Genomic DNA, 18674 nt, shown 5'->3' on the forward strand with positions numbered 1-18674 from the left:
AAATTTTATATGAATCATGACGCTTTTATTGTTAAACCTGGGTCAAAGATTTCTTTAGCCAAGCAATACGACCCAGCTTATAAGGGTATTTACCAACAAAAAACTGATGCTGAAGGAAAATTACAAGCAGATATTCAAAGACTAGTACATTATCAAGATATTCTTTATGCCCAAAATACTTATGCATTGCTAATTATCTTTCAGGCAATGGATGCTGCTGGCAAAGATAGCACAATTAAACACGTAATGTCTGGTGTTAATCCCCAAGGTTGTCAGGTATTCAGTTTCAAAGCCCCAAGTGCAGAAGAATTAGATCATGACTACCTGTGGCGTTCAGCAAAAGCTTTGCCAGAACGCGGCCGCATTGGCATATTCAACCGCTCATATTATGAAGAAGTATTAGTGGTTCGTGTCCATCCGGGAATTCTCAAAAAGCAGCAACTTCCCCATTTACCGGAGGGTAACCAAATATGGCAGCAACGTTTTGAAGAAATCAACAATTTTGAAAAGTATTTGGTAAATAATGGTGTAGTCATTCTCAAATTTTTTCTCAATGTTTCCAAATCCGAACAAAAAAAGCGCTTTTTAGCGCGAATTGAAACACCAGAAAAAAATTGGAAATTTTCTGCCAATGATGCCCGTGAACGAGCTTTTTGGGATGATTATATGAATGCTTACGAAGATGTTTTTAGTAATACTAGTACTGAATGGGCACCTTGGTACATAATTCCTGCCGATCGCAAATGGTTTACGCGCCTTGCAGTTGCAGATATTATCTGTACAAAATTACAAGAACTCAATCTAAAATATCCTACCGTCAGTGAAGAACATAGGCAGCAGCTTTTGGCAGCAAAGCAAATGCTAGAAACAGAGAATTAATATCATTGCGCTATGCAGTGAGTTCAGCACTACGGGAGAGGAGACAATCATTAGCTACTTGCTATCTTATAAAAACACAATGCCAGCGTAACCAAGATTTATTTAACTTCGCTCTAGACGAATACTTGGTAAGTATAGTGGTTTTTTACTAAGCACAATATATCTTAAGTTACATAAAGCTCATGCTATTACTAAACTTAGAACAATGAGGCTTAATTAATTGTTTTGATCAAGAATGTGGCACTGTGATACAGGCATTTCGTATCTCGATTTACTTTTGAGTAGTGGCTGCCTTGTGTTCATTAGTCACAATTGTCTCCACGTTTTTAGATATGTTTATGTTAGAGGCTAAAGAGTTAATGTCTCTAGCCTTAATTCCTTGAACAAAAGCGAGGTAACGAGCTATGGATACTCCTGTTAAATATGGCATTCAGTTAATCAAGGAAGAAGCACGGCAATTAGTAAAGAAAGGATTACTTAATCGACAACAGCCAATTTACACTCTCTATCAATATATTCCCGGCCGTGACTGGGACAGTATTGAGCTTGAGCTAGAAAGCAATGAATTCTTGCTCAGAGATAGAATTATTGACCTGTTAAGTTGTGAAGATTGGCAACAAGATTGAAGCAGCTTATAGCAGCTTAACTGCGCGAGTGGCAATTTCAAAATTTACCATTAAAGATGAAAATTTAAAACCAGAAAGCCTTGAAGCTGATTCGGAGGTTGATAAATGGATGAACAGCGATGTATGGGTTAAATCTTGTCCAGTTCAATACCCATAATTAATACCGACGTGCAGACACACAGACAGTGCTGTTGTAAGGATTAGCCCGACCCAGGCGGCTGCACTCCCAGAAATGAAGGGAGGCGGGGAAGTTTTGATTATGGCCAAATGAACGGAAATAATATCACTTGAGAGCCTTTTTACGAAAACTTGAGGGATGGCGAATTTGAGCGCAATGATGGTTGCAAGTTGCTCTTAAGTTTGTGAGACAGTTCGGATAGGTTACTGAGATTTACCGTTACACTAGCAGCTTGTAGCTGGTTGATGCTTTTAGGCAGGGATATCTTGCCTTCCTATCCACCCATTTATAGTACTTGTCCGTTTCTTGGAATAAACCGTAGTAATAGCTTTCTTTTGGTGATGAAGGATTTTAGGTAGCTCTTCTACAACATTTTCGGATAATAGACCGACTCGTTGGCTCAGAGATTCTGGCATTTCTTGCCAGCAGTGGCGGCAAAACCAGTAAATCTTAGAACCATTTATATGTTGTAGCAGCACATCAGAACAGCAAGGGCAGTAATTCATATTTTTTAGAAAACCTAATTAATAAAGAACGTTCTTGAAAATCACTTCAGCCGATTCTTAAGCACGTCACAATTAAAAACAAACTCTTTATATTTTGAGGATAAATTTTAAATATGAGGAACTTGTGAGGAAGATTAAAGGATTTTTATTTTTGCAATCTTTGTACACATTTGCTCATGCATGACTCTGATGATGCTAGATGTGAATTGCATTCCAAAAACTTTGTAGAGTCGCTTGATGTTACTTGCTCGTAGTTCCACGTTAGCAAGCACAGTAGTATTAGCTACATCCTCACAAGATCCTCAAATTATGTGCGTATAAATATAAGTGTGAAACTTAAGCCTAGAAATAACTAATACATCTAACTTAAGTATTTTTATACGTTAAACGAACTTAAACGATGCTAGAAATACGGGAAAATCAAGAAGCGGATCGCCAAGCTTCCAAAGAACAAGCCTTAGTTTTACCTTTGGGTGAAGTTGGGATTGTAGATATTCCCTTGGTAGGTGGCAAAAACGCTTCTTTGGGAGAAATGATTCGGCAGCTCAGGCGCAAAGGTATAAAAGTTCCTACAGGATTTGCAACTACTGCTTACGCTTATAGGTACTTCATCTCTGCGGCAGGTTTAGAAACAAAGCTTAGAGAAATTTTTGCAGATTTAGATATTGAAGATGTTAACAATCTGCGGCAGCGTGGTAAAAAAGCTAGGTTGTTAATACTCCAGAATCCATTTTCTTTAGAATTACAGGAAGCGATCGCCAGAGCTTACTTAGGTCTTTGTCAACAATATGATGCCGATACCGATGTAGCAGTTCGCTCCAGCGCTACTGCTAAAGACTTACCCGACGCTAGCTTTGCCGGACAGCAAGAAACTTATTTAAATGTCCACGGGCTACAAGCTGTATTAGAAGCTTGCCACAAGTGCTTCGCCTCAACTTTTACTGACCGTGCCATTTCCTATCGTCAAAAAAAAGGTTTCGACCATTTTGACATTGCTCTATCGGTAGGTGTGCAAAAAATGGTACGTTCTGACCTGGCAAGTTCTGGCGTCATGTTCTCCATCGACACTGAGACAGGGTTTAAAGATGCTGCCTTGATTACCGCTACCTACGGTTTGGGCGAAAATGTTGTCCAGGGAGCAGTTAATCCAGATGAATATTTAGTATTTAAACCTACTTTGAAACAGGGATATCGCTCAATTCTAGAAAAACGCCTTGGTAGTAAAGAAATTAAAATGGTCTATGACCAGGGCGGCACAAAATTGACCAAAAATATCCCAGTTCAACCTTCTGAACGCAGCGTATTTGCGCTCAATGATGAGGAAATTTTACAACTTGCCCACTGGTCTTGCCTCATTGAAGAACATTATTCCCAAGTACGCGGTACATACACACCGATGGATATTGAATGGGCAAAAGATGGCATCACTAATGAGCTATTTATTGTCCAAGCACGTCCCGAAACAGTACAGTCTCAGAAAACCAAAAACGTGCTGCGTAGTTATCACCTCGTAAAGGAAGCAGGGGAGCAAGGGAGCAGGAAGAGAAGTCGCAAGGAGGGAAACCCTCCGGGCGAACTTCGGAGAGCAGAGGAGAAAAGAGCTTCAAATTCCCCTCTGCCCCTCCGCCCCTGTGCACCCGTGCCTCTTGTCACAGGTCGTAGCGTGGGTGAGATGATCGGGCAAGGTAAAGCTAGAGTCATTCTGGATGTGCAGCAAATTCAGCTTTTCCAACCAGGAGAGGTACTGGTTACAAACCGGACTGACCCTGATTGGGAACCAATTATGAAACGTGCCAGTGCAATTATCACTAATTCTGGTGGACGTACTTGCCATGCAGCAATTATTGCCAGAGAGATGGGAGTTCCGGCGATTGTCGGTTGTGGTAATGCCACAACTATATTAAAGACAGGGCAAGAAATCACCGTTAGTTGTGCTGAGGGTGAAACTGGAAAAGTTTACCAAGGTTTATTACCTTATGAAGTACAAGAACTACCCTTAGAAAAATTGCCTCGTACCCGTACTCAAATTATGTTGAACGTGGGCAATCCAGAAGAAGCATTCAGTTTAGCGGCTATTCCTAACGATGGCGTGGGATTAGCAAGGATGGAATTTATTATTGCCAACCGCATCAAAACACACCCGCTAGCCTTAATTCACTTTGATGCGTTGGAAGACGAACTTACTAAACGCCAAATTGCCGAGTTAACTATCCAATATGCAGATAAAAAGCAATTCTTTGTAGATAAACTTGCTCAAGGAATTGGTACTATAGCAGCTGCTTTCTATCCCAAACCTGTGATTGTCCGTTTGTCGGACTTTAAGAGTAACGAATACGCTAATCTCCTTGGTGGCAAACAGTTTGAACCCAACGAAGAAAACCCGATGATTGGCTGGCGTGGTGCTTCTCGCTACTACAGCGATCGCTATCGTCAAGGCTTTGCTCTAGAGTGCCAAGCTATGAAGCGAGTACGGGATGAAATGGGCTTAACTAATGTAATTTTAATGATACCGTTCTGCCGCACCCCCGAAGAAGGTCAGCGCGTACTTGCAGAGATGGCAAAACATGGTTTGGTGCGAGGCGAAAACAATTTACAAGTCTACGTGATGTGTGAATTGCCCAGTAACGTACTATTGGCAGATGAATTCTGTAAAATATTTGATGGCTTTTCCATCGGCTCAAATGATCTAACTCAATTAACTTTAGGACTAGATCGGGATTCGGAGTTAGTAGCGCATCTCTTTGATGAACGCAATCAAGCTGTGAAACGAATCATAGCTAAAGCAATCCGCACAGTCAAACAGCAAGGACGGAAAATCGGTATCTGCGGTCAAGCACCCAGCGATTATCCAGAATTCGCCCGTTTCCTTGTAGGACAGGGAATTGATTCAATCAGCCTCAATCCTGACTCAGTATTGAAGACACTGCTAGAAGTCGCCGCCGCCGAAGCGCGATCGCAGTGAATTGCAAGAGGCAAGGAAGAAATAGCGTTGCAGAACAGTGGGATGAATTGGGGCAAGCTAGGTTATAGCGTCGCTTGTCCCAAACGAGTTTATTGCAAATTTAACCGATTTCCTGGTTTTATTACGATGTTTGCAACAAATGCTTTGATGTTTGTTATAAATGTTGCCTGATCCATAAATATCATCAAGACGTTTACAACAAATGCCTTGATGTTTGTTATGAATGTCGCCTGATCCATAAATAAAATTAAAACGTCTGTAACAAATGCTTTGATGTTTGTTATGGATGTTGCCTGATCCATAAATAAAATCAAAACGTTTGCAACAAATGGGGGGACGATCACTAGGCCAATTGGCACACCATGCGTTTGCATCTTCTGTGGTTGAAATAGGTCAAAATTTAAATAGACGCGATCGCATTTATCGGCCATGCAAATTACCAACAGTCTCCATACCGCCATTCTTGTTACTGACCTCGAACGCTCCGAACACTTTTATGGCAAAGTATTGGGACTAACCAAAATTAATCGTTCCCTGAAATACCCTGGTGCATGGTATCAAGTCGGCAACTATCAAATTCATTTAATAGTTGCGCCATCTGTTCCTACAGAAAACCAAAATGAAAAATGGGGACGTAACCCTCATTTTGCTTTCTCGGTTACTGATTTAGACATCGCCAAGCAGGAATTGCTGGCTCACAATTATCCCATCCAAGCCAGCGCTTCTGGTCGTGCTGCCCTCTTCATCCAAGACCCGGATGGGAATATTATCGAATTGAGTCAGCAGTGAATGGGGCATTGGGCATTGAGCATGGGGCATGGGGCATTGGAAATAAGGAGAATAATTAATTACTCTTGACTATTGACAAAATATTAATGACAAAAGACCAATGACGAATGAAAATCATTGCCTACAGTTATAGTGATCCATTATTAGAAACCCCACCTGATCCTAGTAATTGGGGATGGGAAGTGGATCGGATTTATTATGATTTAGGTCAGCGGTCTGAATTACAACAATTATTCACTGATTGCAAAGCTGAACCAGCAGATTATCTATTAATCCGCCGCTTGGAAGAGTTGGGTGATACTGTAAAGGAAGTGAGCGATCGCCTCAGTGAACTAGAAGCAATCGGTATAGTTGTCATTGCTACTGAACAACCCTACACATCGGAAAATGGCAATCTCCGCGCCGAATTGCTGAAATTGCTACACGAAATTCAACGTCAGCAGCGTAGCCACCGTATCCGCCAAGGACACGCCCGTAGCCGTCTGGATACCGCGCCTCCACCTGGCAAACCGCCTTATGGATACCGTCGCAGCAAAGATAAATACATTGTTGACCGCAGTACTTCCCCAGTAGTCAAAGATTTTTTTGAACAATTTTTGCTTTATGGTTCCTTGCGGGGTGCAGTCCGTTACTTGGCAAAAAAATACGGTAAGAAAATCTCTGTGACGACGGGACGGCGCTGGCTGACTAATCCAGTTTACCGAGGCAATATAGCTTATCAAGATGGCGCAATTATCTCTAATACTCACATTCCCATAATTTCCCAGGAAGAAGCCGCCCAAGTTGATCGACTTTTGCGCCGTAATAGTCGTTTACCATCTCGAAGTGCGAGTGCGCCGCGTTCTTTGGCTGGGTTGGTTGTTTGTAGCGAGTGTCAGTCTCACATGACTGTTACCCGCGTTACCCAACGATACCAAGACAAAGAGTATCTTTATTTACGTCCTATTAGCTGTCCCCAACGCCCCAAGTGTCGCGCCATTCCCTACGAAAAGATTTTAGAAAATACAATTACAAAAGTTTGCCAGGATTTACCCCTAGCAGTGGCGGGGGTGAATTTTCCGCAGTTGGATGCAATTAAGAATAGTTTAGGAGAGGCGATCGCTCGTCAGCAAGAAATACTCACTCAAATACCTGCTTTAGTAGAAACTGGAGTTTTAGATACTGAAACCGCAAAGTTGAGAGTATACAAACTCCGCACAGAAATTTCTGCACTCCAAGCAAAGCTAGCGACTCTCCCACCTGTAAACTTGCGTTCTGTTGCCCAAGCTGTTTCAATTCCGCAATTTTGGCTAGATTTATCAGAAGCCGAGCGAAGATTTTACTTTCGAGAATTCATTCGCCAGATTGAAATTATTCGTCAAGATAAAGAGTGGCATTTAGAAATTATTTTTATTTTTTAATAGCTATAGCTTTCTGATGATTTAATTAATTTAGCTATTTTTGCTACTTTTACTATCAAGTTTTTGTGGCAATCCTATCAGAAATAAAATTTTATATTTGTAATTATTTTATCTATTTTTAGGTTTTGAAAATCACCAATAATCCAAAAACGGTTGGGTTGCTGAGGTTATACATGATAATTTAAACACTGTCACCATGTGTCCCTGAGTTATTAAAACAGGAAATTTTAGTAATTAACTAAATAAATATCAAATTCCTTAGTCACAGTAATTACTTAGTTATACAAACTTTTAAAATCGGCTTACTTGTATCAACTTTTTAGGCAATATCTTTAGTAAACTTAAATAAAAAAATTAGGCGATTTTCTTATAAAAAAAATTTACTATTCAGAAAAATTTGAGTTAATTTGGAATCTAGCAATTGTTAAACCCACAGGTTGTTACTGGGTGGCAACATTAGAGACTCGCTTTGATCTCTATGTAATCAAACCAGCAAGTAAAATGATTATCATAGAATATGCAAGAAGGAAGCTTTATTTGGGGTCATCTAGGAAAACAGCATCGGACGATTGAAAAATGGATTGATGGGGTATGGTTAATAGTGCTGCTTTTGGCGGCAGTGTTACTATTTAGCGTAAATCTTGGAGGCGCACCGCTACGAGATTGGGATGAAGGTACTGTGGCACAGGTTGCCCGTGAGATTTTGCGTTCTCCAACAGGTTCAATGGGTTGGCTTTACCCAACTTTGGGAGGTGAACCTTATCATGACAAGCCACCTTTGATGCATTTGCTAATTGCTTGGGTTTATTCCCTTGGAGGCGTTAATGAATGGACTACACGCTTACCAGGAGCAATTTTAACATCCTTATCAGTACCTATACTGTATTGCATTGGGCGAGAAATATTTCGCCAACGATGGGCAGCTATTTACAGCGCTTTAATCTACCTCACAATGCTACCTGTAGTGCGTCATGGACGATTGGCGATGTTGGATGGCACGGTAGTAAGTTTTTTGATGATAATGATGTTGTGTGTATTGCGATCGCGCCGAGATTTGCGCTACTGTCTTGGCATTGGCATCGGCTTTGGATTAATCTGTCTGACTCAAGGAATGTTAGGCATATTGCTAGGTGCGATCGCAATTGTATTTTTGTTTTGGGACACACCAAGGCTACTGACTAGTTACTATTTGTGGATAGCAATCTTCATTGGCACTTTGCCAGCACTTTGTTGGTATAGCGCCCAGCTATTGCACTATGGTCATACTTTCATGCAGGTTGCTTTTATAGATCAACCGATTAACCGAATTGGCACAGTTTCTGAGGATAACTCCAGACTACATTGGTATTATCTCAAGGAAATTATGATGTACGCCTGGCCTTGGTTACTTTTTTTGCCACAAAGCCTACGCTTAACTTGGGAAAATCGCAATCTTAGCTGGGCAAAACTAGTACTGGTGTGGAGTGGTGTTTACCTGCTAATAATTTCCTTTATGGGAACCAAACTTCTGTGGTACTTATTCCCGATTTACCCTAGTTTAGCTTTAGCTTTTGGTGCCCAGCTAACAGAGACAGAAAATTTACCTTTAATGTCACCTTATCCCCGTTCTTGGGTGGCTGGGTTGGCCCTACTTGCTGTAGTGGCTTCTGCTGGTAGCATTTTTTTTAGTTGGGGTACAGTACCGAAAACAGACTTACAGATGATTTTTGCAGCTATTGCTCTAACCATGACTTTAGCAGCTATTCTCGCAGAGAGAGGCGATGGCCAATTCCTCAAGATTTTGTTTTGGGGAAGTTATATTTCACTGTTGCTGTTAATGAAATCTAACTATTGGGTTTGGGAATTATGGGAAGCCTATCCAGTTAAACCAGTCGCTAGCATGATAGCGCGAGCAAATCCAGCTGTTAGGAAGATTTACACATCTTTTCCCTACAGCCGTCCTTCGTTGGATTTTTATAGCGATCGCACTATTATTCCGGCATCCCTGGGGGAACTACAATACTATTGGCATTACAATGGGCAACCCTACTTTCTAATTAATGCATCTGCTTATAACAATCTCCACCTGGATTCCATTAAGCTAATTGACCAAACTGAAGGTTGGAAACTGATTACAAAAGATACCAATCGGTTGTAAACATCTCAAAGTGTGAGGCTACAATCCCTAATCCTGCTTTTGTCAATTTCTAAACGTTTTACCTCATAAGTGATCGCAAAATTTTAGATTCACAAAGAACCTACCCAAAATTTATTAATGGGGACAATCTAAAATTTTTAATTCAGGATTCACCTTGAATTGTTAAGTTTTCTATGTCAGCATCTACTCGAAAGCTGCTTAGTAAACATAACGCCATCTTTACTGTTCATCCCAGCATCAGGCCTAATGTAGAAATTACCTTAAGCTCATCCCACCCCTTGAAGGAGTAGGCTTTCTCGCCGACTTTCGGTAAGTTGGCTTTTTATCACAAAAGTGCAAAAGTACTTTCTGCCATAGGTTTAGGGATGAAATAACACCGTATACTTTCTGTTGTAGAAAATATACGGTGTTATTATACTTTAATTAACAGTGTATAAAAGCAGACAAAAGCAATTATAAAAGTAAATATATTTATTGCGAATTTTCCCTTACTTCTTTTATTTTCTCTGTTTTTTCAATCGGTTGACGATCACAGCTTGTGTTCTGCTGTGTTATGGCAATCGTACTCAAAAGAATAGCACCTCCCACAACCAGGGCTACCACAGGACGTTTAAGGAAAACGAAATCTCGTATAATCCTAGCTAACGGTCTGCTTTGACGCCGTAGCGCCGAAGATACGATCATCTGTTTGAGAGTAAAAGGATCGCGGACATAATGCCCACTCTGGCAAACTACTAGCCGTTCTTGGCAATACGGACAGCTAAACAAGCCAATGCACGTCTTAATTGGTTTCTGCGCGGCATTTCTCTGGCAAATTGGGCAAGTAACGTAATGATTATCAAAGGTGTGTGTATTCATCTACCTTGTCCGCCTAGTCCATTTACTTACTCTATAAACAATAGCTAGCTATATTGAAGCCCTGATCAATGCTTAGTAGACTCATCGGTATGGTCTTACATGAGTCATTAATCATACATACAGTTTTATTTTTACTAAGGATGGTTCAATAGTCGCAACACGAGTATAGCTAGATTTTGTAGAGAATGGCTCTCCTTTACTATTTGCTTATAATGCAACCACCCAGCCTATACATACTGTATTTTTTTTACAAAGATGGAGTCCTTATGGAATCGTAATTTACCACCTATTGTTGACCCTTAACTATTAATTCTCTCTCATTTAACCATTCTCGCCATAAAAATTTTAAGCAGTAGAATTTTTTTTAACTAAAACTTTGTAAATTCTGCCAATCAACCTAACTTGTCTGGTTGCTAAATAATGGCTCACAATGAGAAGTAACAGATAAAAATTTAAATTTTTTCTTACATTTACCTCACCTGTCAATGACTCTCTTGCCTCCCACTGAATTGAGGAAGGTGACTGAACAACCTGCCTTTCCTTCACCTTCCGCCCGTTTAGCCCGCTTAATTAACCGTTTTCAACCATCTATAGAAACTGTTGTGCTGCTTTTAGCCATTTTAATTGGCGGCGGTACAGGTATGGGTGTAGTTACTTTTCATTATTTAATCCAGCTAATTCATAGCTTGATGCTGGAAAATTTAATGGGCGCTATCGGTGTTTGGGGTGCGTGGACTTTAGCCTGTGTTCCCACTCTTGGCGGATTAATCGTCGGATTGATGCGCTGGCGCACTCAAGACTTTGGGCCTGGGCTTTCATCTTTGATTGCGGCTTCCCAAGGAAAAGAGATCAAACAACCATTACGTCCAGTAACTAAGATGTTAGCGGCATCTGTGTCACTAGGAAGCGGTGCTTCTTTGGGCCCAGAGGGGCCAAGTGTAGAAATAGGTGCCAATTTTGGCATGTTATTGTCATTGGTGCTACAAGTATCCCAAGAGCAACAGCGCTTGCTTTTGGGTGCTGGTGCTGCTGCTGGATTGGCAGCTGGATTTAACGCTCCGATCGCCGGAGTGTTTTTTGCTCTAGAAGTGGTGATGGGTGCTACTTCTTTTGCTACCTCTGCTGTAAGTGTAGTGCTGCTAGCAGCGGTAGTGGCGGCATTAATTGCTCAAATCGGTTTAGGGGCACAACCTGCTTTTGCTTTACCTGTCTATCAAGTCCGCAGTCCCTTGGAATTACCGCTTTATTTAGGGTTGGGTTTAGGGGCAAGTCTCGTATCTCTGGCATATAAGGAATCAATTCGTTTAGCCAAAGCCTGCTTTGCTGGCCAGATTCCCGGTTTTGCTTTTGTGGGAAGAATTCCTAAGCCCATACATCCAATTATTGGTGGTGTCATTGTCGGCGTATTAGCTTTGCATTTTCCGCAAATTTTGGGCATCGGTTATGGCACTGTACAAGCGATGCTGCAAGATGTGGAGTTTTCATTACCCTTGTTGGTAGCACTACTGCTGGTGAAGCTGTTGATGACAGCAGTTAGTACTGGTAGTGGTTTCGTAGGTGGGTTGTTTGCACCAGCGATGTTTCTGGGTGCTTCTTTCGGATCGGCTTATGCCAAAATTTTGACTTTGATAGCCCCTGCAATTGGGGAACTGATGGCTGCACCGCCTGCTTATGCCATGGTGGGAATGGCAGCAGTTCTGGCTGCTAGTGTCAGAGCACCGTTAACGGCAATTTTAATGCTGTTTGAATTAACCCGCGACTACCGCATTGTTTTACCTTTAATGGCAGCAGTGGGTTTAAGTGTGTGGCTAATAGAGCGAATCAAGCCGAATTTTAATTCTAATTCTAATCTGCAACAAATTGGTCTTTCGGAATTGAAAGACGAAAAAACAGAAATTTTGCAGCAAATTTTAGTAGAAGATGCAATGTTAACTTGCCCTAAAAAGTTGCCAACAACTCTTGGGGTGTTAGAAGCAGCTATGGAAATGGCACGCGATCGCTGTCATAGTGCTTTAGTAGTTGATGAAGCCGAGCATTTAGTTGGGATTATTTCTCTGGAAGATATTAATCGCACCCTCCGGCTTGGGCAATCTTATCAGAATTCGCCAACTGAAATTCCGGGTTATTTATCCAGTCAAACTCTTCTAGATATTTGTACCACTGAAATTCTCTATGCTTGGAGAGATGAACCTTTATCTGAAGCTTTAGATCGCATGGCGCTCCGGGGTTTGCATCAGTTACCTGTGGTAGCCAGAGACAACCATGAACGGATTTTAGGCCTACTAGAAAGGGAGCAAATTACACTTACCTGCAATTTAGCAGTGATGCGTAAGTCACTTCACAGCTATTTACCAATGCTATCCACAACAGATGTGGTCATTAGTCGTTCAATCAATAGTCAGTAGTCAGCGTAAAATATCAACAACCGATAACTGACAACTGACAACTGACTAGTTATTAAGCAGTGGCTTCTATGGCTTCAGCATCTTCTCTGTCTTCTGGATCTACCTGTCTCAGACGAATATGCTTTTTACCTAAAGTGATGAGAAACTCATCTCCTGGTTTGAGATTCATTTGTTTCGTATAGGCGGAACCTATCAGCAAGTTCCCGTTGGATTGCACACTAATTCTATAGCTAGCACTACGTCCGCCGCGCCCATTAGCACTGGGTGTGCTATCCAATTGAATGCCTTCGGCATCAATTAGCGCGTTTAAGAACTTCATCATATTGACGCGCTCTATACCGTTTTTGGTAACTGTATAGTAGCCGCACTTCTTAGCTTTATCTTCTTTGCTCTCGTTCTCTAGTTCTTTGACTTTTCTGAGCAGTTCTTCACCGACTAGGGGTTCAATTTTTTTCTGTTTAGGCATCAACTTAGGTTGAAAACGAATGTTTGAAGTGTTTGAATCGATTTTATTTTAGCTGACATTGAGCTAGTAGGAACAGTATCCTTTAGTTTTTATTTCAGCCTTGCCAAGTATATTACATTCATAGGCTAAATTGTTACTCTATTAGCAATATTGCCAAGACAATATATTTTGTATAATCCTGGCAATGCTGATAACTATATATATGTTGTGAATTACTGCTAGACTATACTTGTTTAAGTTTTCTAAAGTAGCGCTAAAAATATTGTCTACTTGCCTATCTGGATAATTGAGGTAGAAAATGATAAGCAAAACTGATCCTTAGTCATTAGTCAGCGATCAGTGTTTAATATAAAACAACTGACATCTGAACAGATGACAAATAAACGAAGCTTTTGAGGATGAAACTAACTACGAGAGGACACTACAGTGTCAAGGCATTGCTTGATTTAAGCTTACAGCCAATGTATGGGCCTGTGTCTGTGAGAGCTATTGCCAATCGCCAAGATATCCCTGCTCCATACCTAGAAAAATTACTAATAGAAATGCGTCGTGCTGGGTTAGTGAAATCGATTCGTGGCAGCATTGGTGGATATCAATTAGCACGAGAGCCTGCACAAATCTCTATAGGACAAATTCTAGAATCAGTCGGTGAAACCATTACTTCTTTACCTCACCACTCGCCAACAACAGCACAAGCTGAAGATTGGGTAACATTTACCCTCTGGCAGAGACTCAATCAAAAATTAAAAGAAGCTTTATACAGTATTACTCTGGCTGACCTTTATTATGATGCTCGTAGTTGGCAAGCTTCTCTTGGAGAAGAAGCTAACTTTGTAGTTTAGTCAATATACATTAGTCATTGGTATTACCTGTTAATACCCATACTTCAAAATAGGGGATTTTAGCCTGGACGCATTAAAACATGGGGGTAAGCCGCCTCGTTTCAAATATTTGTTATTTTTCATAAATAAATTTAGTTACTCAGTTCCTTTATCTTCTGGGCTTACTCTTTCCCTGCTCCCCGCTCTCTGTCGCCTGTTCCCGCCCCGGAAGGGCTTGGTTATTCAAAAGACAAATGACATCAGCTGTTATTTTAATTATTGCTGCTGCTTTAGATTACTTAATTGGTGATCCTTGGGGTTGGCCTCATCCAGTACAAGTTATGGGGTGGGTAATTTCTCGTCTTACCAAACTGTCTCTGAAATACTGCCATAATTCCCTAACACAAAGAATAGCTGGTATTTTACTAGGCATTATTTTAATAATTGGTAGCGGCGTCATTAGCGCTTTGATAATTGAAAGTGCCAAATGGTTGCATCCGTTATTCGCAATTGCTGTACAATGCATTCTTCTAGCGAGCTGTTTTGCTCTTAGAAGCTTGAGAGCAGCAGCGGTTACTGTTTTAAAACCTTTAACATTGGGAAAGGTAGAAGAGGCGCGTGATATTTTAAGTAATTACGTTGGTCGAGATACTCAAAACCTCTCAAAACCAGAAATTTTGCGAGCCGTCCTTGAAACTGTAACGGAAAATGCCACCGATGGAGTGATGGCTCCACTCTTTTACGCAATTGTCGGAGTATTTATTCCATTTGTAGGGGCAGTTCCACTAGCTCTAGCATACAAAGCCAGTAGTACTCTTGATTCAATGGTGGGCTACCGAGAAGCACCCTATACTTATTTAGGGTGGTTTAGTGCGCGGTTAGAAGATTACTTAACATGGCTGCCTTGTCGGTTAACTGTAATAACTCTGGCACTGTTATCAGCTAAACCTTTGTATATTTGGCGCATCTGTTGTCGAGATGCAGTTGGTGATCCTAGCCCGAATTCGGGTTGGAGTGAGTGCGCCTATGCAGCAACTTTAGGCGTACAAATGGGAGGTACAAACTGGTATGGTGGCGTACCTAAGCATAAGCCTCTGTTGGGAGATGACATTTATCCGATTACTTTAGTCAGTATTCAGTCCGCGTTGCAATTAACTAGATATTGCTTTTTGCTTTGGTTGGGGGTAGCGATCGCTATATTATTAATACTCGCAAACAGGTAATGATATAGAAAATTGGTAATTAGTCATCAGTAAACAGTACGTAGTATACAGACTGATAACTGATAACTGCTAACTACTCAGGGTATCGAGCTATTGCTATGTCTGTAAAAGTAGTTGAAATTCTTTCGTCAGAAGAACTGCGTCGTACTCTCACTCGTCTTGCTTCTCAGATTGTCGAGCGGACGCGTGATTTATCTCAATTAGTATTGTTAGGTATTTATACTAGAGGTGTAGTATTAGCCAAATTACTAGCCCGGCAGATTGAAACACTTGAAGGTGTGCCTGTAGAAGTGGGAGCATTAGATATTACATTTTATCGGGATGACCTTGACCAAATTGGGTTGCGGACTCCGGCTAAAACTGATATTCCTTTTGACCTCACAGGAAAAACGGTTGTTCTGGTGGATGATGTCATTTTTAAAGGCAGGACAATTCGCGCTGCCTTAAATGCAGTCAATGAATACGGTCGACCAGAGGTGATTCGTTTGGCTGTCCTGGTAGACAGAGGTCATCGTGAAGTACCAATCCACCCAGATTTTATTGGCAAGCAGCTACCCACTGCTAAAGAGGAGATTGTTCGAGTTTACTTACAAGATTGGGATGGAAAAGATGCGGTGGAATTGATTGCAGATTAACTCCTGCGGGAAATTCAAAATGCTAAATTCAAAACCCAAGAATTTTTTAATTTTGAATTGGAGTATAGCAAGGGGTGTTCAACATTCTGGAGCCAATTCTCAACTTCTATACAGAAAATAAAGAATTTATTGACAACCTGCTTTCCGGCGGGTTGCCTACTATTTTGCCTGCCGTTGTCAGTTTTTTCTGGTGGCTGATGTGGCGACAACGCCAGCGGCGCATTCCTGCGGAAAATTTTGCCTTTGAGGTCATTAAACCTCAAAGTTCAGATTTGATGCAGCGCATTCTCGGCGGTGATGACAAAGACCCCTTGGCAGACCGCAATATCACCTATCAAAACCGGGTAGCGAATCGCAACATCCGCCGGGAACTCCAACAGCAGCTAGAGGAATATCGTTGGGTGTTAATTGTAGGGCGCACCGGACTGGGAAAAACGCGGGAAGCAACGGAATTGGCCAAGCATCTCAATCAAGCAGGTTGGACAGTGCTTTACCTGAAACCAAATGAATGGCTGGATATTCCGGCTAGATTACCAAGGTCAATTGATGGCGATCGCAAGTTATTGTTTTTCTTAGATGACCTCAATCAGAAAATCTTCCGCAGTTATGAGGAGATATCACCAGAAGCCGAAAAAAGTCTGGTAGAAAAGTTTACAGTACCTTTGCAACAGCGACTACTCGATACCTTAACTAAATACGAATATTTTTGTGGTAAAGCTGAAATCCGCGTGATTGCTACAGCGCGTAATGAAAAGCAACCAGACTTTTTAGAGGAGACAAGCGCTTGGGAAAAGCTGCAATGGGAAAAATATCCCAAGCTGTGGCAGCAATTTCGGCTTTATGAATTGCCAGAACCTGAAGATCAGGCAATTGTTGATGTGTTAACAGTAACTGTCCCCAAAACGAATATCCCCACCCAGCCACAACAGTATCCTGAATTGGCAAGACGCAACGATGCTACTTTCAGAAATGTAGTCGAGAATCTTCAGCGTCTCAGAAATGATGGTTTACCTTTAAATTCGGACACTTACCGCGAAAGTTTGGGAAAGACATGGCGAAATCGCTATCAGGAATCAATCCAGAGATACCCTGCTAGCCGCTACATTTATGATGCAGTAGATTTACTACGGCAATTCGACCTCCCACTATATCGTTTTATAGTAGAAGCGACAGCACGAATGTTGGCAGGTGGCAATTGTTGGCAACGGTTGCGATATCGTTGGCAAATTAAGGCTGCGATCAACTTTTTAATTCATGCTGAACGCATTCTGGAACCGCGAGATGGGCAAATAGAAGCTAAGGGTATTCACATAGAAGCTAGAGAATATGCCTTAGCGTTTACTCAGTTAATGTTAAAGCTGGCGGATCAGCATCCTACAGAAATGCAGCGCCTGCTACTAAATTTTGGTGTGGAAATGTCCCTACTAAGCCACCATCAAGAAGCTATTGCCTGTTGGGATAAAACGATAGAAATTCAACCCAATTATTATCAAGCTTGGGGTAATCGGGGTATTGCACTGAGTCGCTTGGGACGTTTTGCAGATGCGATCGCCGCTTACGACAAAATGTTAGTAATTAAACCCGATGATTACTTAGCTTGGTATTATCGAGGTAACGTTCTAGATGAAGATGGACAACATGAAGGAGCGATCGCATCCTATGACAAAGCGGTTGCTATCAAACCAGATTTACATCAAGCTTGGAACAATCGCGGAATTGCCCTGCGGAATTTAGGACGACATGAAGAGGCGTTGACATCCTATAACCAAGCAATCGCAATTATACCAAATTTACATCAAGCCTGGGTTAACCGAGGCAATGCATTACGAAACTTAGGACAATTTGCCGAGGCAATCGAATCTTATAATCAAGCACTCGCTATTAAACCCGAAGATAATTACAGTTGGTACAGCCGCGGTAATTCTCTCAAGAACTTGGGTGAATTAGAAGCAGCGATCGCGTCTTACGATCAAGCACTAGCGATTCAACCCAACGAGGAAGCCTGGTACAATCGGGGTCATGCCCTTGGTGATTTAGGAAGGTATGAGGATGCTGTAACTTCCTATGAGCAAGCATTATTGATTGAACCCAACAAACATGAAGCTTGGTACAATCGCGGCAATATCCTATTTAATTTAGGAAGATATGAAGATGCCATAACATCCTACGACCGAGCAATTTCCATTAAACCCGATAAAGATGAAGCCTGGAATAACCGGGGTAATGCCCTGTTTAATTTAGGAAAATACGAAGAGGCGGTAAAATCTTACGACCAAGCATTATTAATTAAATCTGACAAACATAAAGCTTGGAAGAATCGCGGCAATGCCTTATTTAATTTAGGAAAATATGAGGATGCGGTAAAATCCTACAACCAAGCATTATCAATTAAACCTAACAAACACGAAGCTTGGTACAACCGGGGCAATGCTCTGCGTAATTTGGGAAGATATGAGGATGCGGTAAAATCCTACGACCAAGCATTATCAATTAAACCTGACAAACACGAAGCCTGGAATAACCGAGGATTAGCACTGACGCATCTAGAACAATATCAAGATGCGATCGCATCCTACGATCAAGCATTACTAATTAAACCTGATAAACACGAAGCCTGGTATAACAAGGCTTGCTGTTACGGCTTACTAAGTAACGCTGATTTAGCGATTGCGAACTTGCAGCAAGTAATCAAACTCAATCCTGATGAATGTCGAGAAATGGCAAAAACTGACTCTGATTTCGACAAAATTCGGGAAGACCGACGCTTTCAAACTTTAGTAATGGGCTAG

Annotated in this window: 15 protein-coding genes; 11 read left to right on the plus strand and 4 right to left on the minus strand. The window is 41.4% G+C overall.

The genetic code is table 11. The features are described from left to right. Positions 1 to 9: 9 nt before the first annotated feature. Positions 10 to 879: a polyphosphate kinase 2 family protein gene (locus AC5JL8_RS24100; protein ID WP_495882202.1), complete on the plus strand. Its 870-nt coding sequence runs from the start codon at positions 10 to 12 to the stop codon at positions 877 to 879. Between the two features lie 404 nt (positions 880 to 1283). Continuing rightward, positions 1284 to 1505, plus strand: coding sequence for a DUF4327 family protein (locus tag AC5JL8_RS24105; protein WP_495882203.1), 222 nt, complete (start codon positions 1284 to 1286; stop codon positions 1503 to 1505). 429 nt (positions 1506 to 1934) lie between these two features. Here the strand turns inward: AC5JL8_RS24105 and AC5JL8_RS24110 are convergent, their stop codons facing one another. Then, complete coding sequence (locus AC5JL8_RS24110) at positions 1935 to 2189, minus strand: hypothetical protein (RefSeq protein WP_495882204.1); 255 nt, start codon at positions 2187 to 2189, stop codon at positions 1935 to 1937. Between the two features lie 400 nt (positions 2190 to 2589). Between AC5JL8_RS24110 and ppsA the strand changes: the two genes are divergently transcribed. Next, entirely contained in the window at positions 2590 to 5151 is a 2562-nt protein-coding gene (gene ppsA / locus AC5JL8_RS24115) for a phosphoenolpyruvate synthase (RefSeq protein WP_495882205.1), read from the plus strand. An 89-nt stretch (positions 5152 to 5240) separates the two neighbouring features. Here the strand turns inward: ppsA and AC5JL8_RS24120 are convergent, their stop codons facing one another. After that, positions 5241 to 5525 (minus strand): hypothetical protein, encoded by a 285-nt coding sequence (locus AC5JL8_RS24120; RefSeq protein WP_495882206.1) that lies wholly within the window; start codon positions 5523 to 5525, stop codon positions 5241 to 5243. 55 nt (positions 5526 to 5580) lie between these two features. Here AC5JL8_RS24120 and AC5JL8_RS24125 point away from each other — a divergent pair, with 55 nt between their 5' ends. From AC5JL8_RS24125 to AC5JL8_RS24135, 3 genes are all read left to right on the plus strand, one after another. After that, on the plus strand, positions 5581 to 5940 hold the full coding sequence (locus AC5JL8_RS24125; protein ID WP_495882207.1) for a VOC family protein: 360 nt from the start codon (positions 5581 to 5583) through the stop codon (positions 5938 to 5940). A 107-nt stretch (positions 5941 to 6047) separates the two neighbouring features. Next, on the plus strand, positions 6048 to 7340 hold the full coding sequence (locus AC5JL8_RS24130) for a recombinase family protein (protein ID WP_495882208.1): 1293 nt from the start codon (positions 6048 to 6050) through the stop codon (positions 7338 to 7340). Between the two features lie 517 nt (positions 7341 to 7857). Beyond that, complete coding sequence (locus AC5JL8_RS24135; protein WP_495882209.1) at positions 7858 to 9477, plus strand: ArnT family glycosyltransferase; 1620 nt, start codon at positions 7858 to 7860, stop codon at positions 9475 to 9477. A 471-nt stretch (positions 9478 to 9948) separates the two neighbouring features. On the opposite strand, the gene AC5JL8_RS24140 is transcribed toward AC5JL8_RS24135, so the two are convergent. Continuing rightward, positions 9949 to 10335 carry a hypothetical protein gene (locus AC5JL8_RS24140; protein WP_495882210.1) on the minus strand — a complete coding sequence of 129 codons (387 nt, stop codon included), beginning with the start codon at positions 10333 to 10335 and terminating at the stop codon, positions 9949 to 9951. Positions 10336 to 10820: 485 nt separating this feature from the next. On the opposite strand from AC5JL8_RS24140, the gene AC5JL8_RS24145 reads away from it, so the two are divergent. Next, a complete protein-coding gene (locus AC5JL8_RS24145; RefSeq protein ID WP_495882211.1) occupies positions 10821 to 12740 on the plus strand; it encodes a chloride channel protein in 1920 nt (639 codons plus the stop codon). Positions 12741 to 12792: 52 nt separating this feature from the next. On the opposite strand, the gene AC5JL8_RS24150 is transcribed toward AC5JL8_RS24145, so the two are convergent. After that, a complete protein-coding gene (locus tag AC5JL8_RS24150; protein ID WP_495882212.1) occupies positions 12793 to 13206 on the minus strand; it encodes an AbrB family transcriptional regulator in 414 nt (137 codons plus the stop codon). A gap of 398 nt (positions 13207 to 13604) precedes the next feature. Here AC5JL8_RS24150 and AC5JL8_RS24155 point away from each other — a divergent pair, with 398 nt between their 5' ends. From AC5JL8_RS24155 to AC5JL8_RS24170, 4 genes are all read left to right on the plus strand, one after another. Beyond that, the gene (locus AC5JL8_RS24155; protein WP_495882213.1) at positions 13605 to 14048 is read left to right on the plus strand and encodes an Rrf2 family transcriptional regulator; all 444 of its coding nucleotides are present in this window, start codon (positions 13605 to 13607) and stop codon (positions 14046 to 14048) included. A gap of 233 nt (positions 14049 to 14281) precedes the next feature. Then, entirely contained in the window at positions 14282 to 15250 is a 969-nt protein-coding gene (cbiB, locus tag AC5JL8_RS24160; protein ID WP_495882214.1) for an adenosylcobinamide-phosphate synthase CbiB, read from the plus strand. A 92-nt stretch (positions 15251 to 15342) separates the two neighbouring features. Next, on the plus strand, positions 15343 to 15885 hold the full coding sequence (gene pyrR / locus AC5JL8_RS24165) for a bifunctional pyr operon transcriptional regulator/uracil phosphoribosyltransferase PyrR (RefSeq protein WP_495882231.1): 543 nt from the start codon (positions 15343 to 15345) through the stop codon (positions 15883 to 15885). Positions 15886 to 15959: 74 nt separating this feature from the next. Next, positions 15960 to 18674, plus strand: coding sequence for a tetratricopeptide repeat protein (locus AC5JL8_RS24170; protein ID WP_495882215.1), 2715 nt, complete (start codon positions 15960 to 15962; stop codon positions 18672 to 18674).

Source organism: Mojavia sp. (genome assembly GCF_059505145.1).